This window comes from Pseudomonas sp. NFACC24-1 (assembly GCF_900115235.1).
GTDB lineage: Bacteria > Pseudomonadota > Gammaproteobacteria > Pseudomonadales > Pseudomonadaceae > Aquipseudomonas > Aquipseudomonas fluorescens_AA.
The window spans coordinates 1-2,199 of sequence record NZ_FOVS01000083.1 but is presented as its reverse complement, the minus strand read 5'-3'; the positions used below and the strand labels follow the sequence as shown (position 1 = coordinate 2,199).

General features: G+C 67.7%; 1 protein-coding gene. It reads right to left on the bottom strand.

The window, feature by feature from the left end; translation table 11 throughout:
* On the bottom strand, positions 1-2,199 hold a 2,199-nt coding region (locus tag BM317_RS29585), incomplete at both ends, for a condensation domain-containing protein (protein WP_139236106.1).

Below are 2,199 nucleotides of genomic sequence, written 5' to 3'. Positions count from 1 at the left end.
GAGCAAGGCCACGACCATTTCCACCGAACGCTCCATGCACACCGGCACGATGCTGTCGGTACCTATACCGGCGGCGCGCAGGGCGCGGGCGACGGTTTGCGCCCGTTGGTCGAGTTCGGCGTAGCTCAGGCGCTGGCCTTCGAACACCAGCGCCGGGGCGTTGGGGCTCAGGGCCGCTTGCTGGCTCAGAGCGGTGTGCAGGTTGGTCGGGCCGTTGTAATGACGTTCGGTGGCGTTCCAGCGGTCCAGTTGCTGTTGGTCCTGCTGTTGCGGGAACAGTTCGACCAGGGTGCGTCCAGGGGTTGCCACCAGGGCGTCGAGCAACGCGCACCACTGCGCGCTCCAGCGTTGCATCGTCGCTTCGTCGTACAAGGCCGATTGGTATTCCAGCGCCAGCGTCATGTCGCTGCCGTCGTCCTGGACTTCCCAGCTCTGTTCAAACTTGGCGTCGATCGCCGGCAGCATCTGCTCTTCGACGTTCAGCCCCGGCCATTGGCTGCTGTCGACGCGGCCATAGTTGAGGGAGAACAACACCTGGAACAGCGGCGTGCGGTTCAAGTCGCGGTTCTGCGCGATGGCACCGACCAGGGTGGCGAAAGGCAGGTCTGCATGGGCCTGGGCTGCACGCAGGTCGGCTTCGAGGCTGGCGAGCAATTGCTCGGCCGGGGCCCGTTGGTCGACGTCGCTGCGGAGCACCAGGGTGTTGACCAGGCAGGCCAGCAACGTCTGGGTTTGGGCGTGGTCACGTTGGTCCGCCGGGGTGCCGAGGCGAATCTCCCGCTGGCCGCTGTAGCGGGCCAGCAGCGCGCTCAGGGCCGTGGCCAGCACCACGTAGGTGGTCGTGCCGCGCTGACGGGCGAACTGTCGGATGGCTTCGGCACGCTGGGTGCCGAGGCGGACGCTCAGTTGCCGGGCGCGACGATCGGCTTCGGCGCCGCGTGGATGGTCGATGGGCAGGTCGAGCTGGTAGTCGTCCTGGCCCAAGTGGTTTTTCCAGTAGTCCAGGCTGGCATGGCGCCGGGCCTGGGTGTCCGGGTGCTGTTGCCACAGGGCGAAATCGACGTAGTCGATCTCCAGCGGCGTCCAGGCGGGCGACTGCCCGCTGAGGCCGGCGGCGTAGGCCTGGGTCAGTTCGTCGATGAGCAACTGCATGGCCCAACCGTCGGTGGCGCTGTGGTGCAGGCACACCAGCAACAGGTTTTCGTCGCTGCCCTGGCGTTGCAGCAGGTGCGCACGCCAAGGCGCGGCGGCGGCCAGGTCGAACGGTGTCATCAGTTCGTCCTGGGCGTTGGCACAGGTCGCGGCCCAGTCCTGGGTTGCAACGGAAGTGACCGCGAGCGCCGGCCCGTGGTCGTCGATCAGCAGTTGCGGCTCGCCGTCGACGTCGACAATCCGGCTGCGCAGCACCAGGTGGCGCTGGCTGACCTGCTCAAAGGCCTCGCGCAGGACCTGGACCTGCAGCTCGCCGCGCAAGGTCAGGGCGAACGGCATGTGGTATTCGCGGGACTCCGGCACCAGGCGGCTGAGCATCCAGAACCGGCGTTGGGCCAGGCCCAGGGGCAGTTGCGCCGGGCGCGGTTGCGCGGTGATCGACTCAGCGGGCGTGGTCGCTCGCAGATGCTCGACCAGGGCCGCGACCGTCGGTTGGGCGAACACCAGCGGCAAGGGCAGGGACACCCCCAGGCGCTCACGGACCCGGCTGACCAGGCGTGTGGCCAGCAAGGAGTGGCCGCCGAGTTGGAAGAAGTGGTCCTCGATACCGACGACTGAACAGCCCAGCACCTCGCTGAACAGTTCGCAGAGCACGGTTTCAGTGGCATTGCGCGGCGCGGTGCGCGGCTGGTCGCTTTGGCTGTGTGGCAGCGGCGCGGCGGCCAGGGCCTTGCGGTCGAGCTTGCCGTTGCTGTTGAGCGGCAGGCGGTCGAGCTGCACGAAAACGCTTGGCTGCATGTGCACGGGCAGGCTGTCGCTCAAGTCGGCACGCAGGGTCGCCTCATCGGCGTCACCGCACCAGAAACTCACCAGGCGCTGATCCAGCAACAAGGTGGCGGCGTCGCGAACACCGGCCTGGGCCAGCAGCGCAGCGTCGATTTCCCCCAGCTCGATGCGCTGGCCACGCAACTTCACCTGGTGGTCGAGACGGCCCAGGTACTCGATGTTGCCATCGGCCAGGAAGCGGCAGCGGTCGCCGGTGCGGTA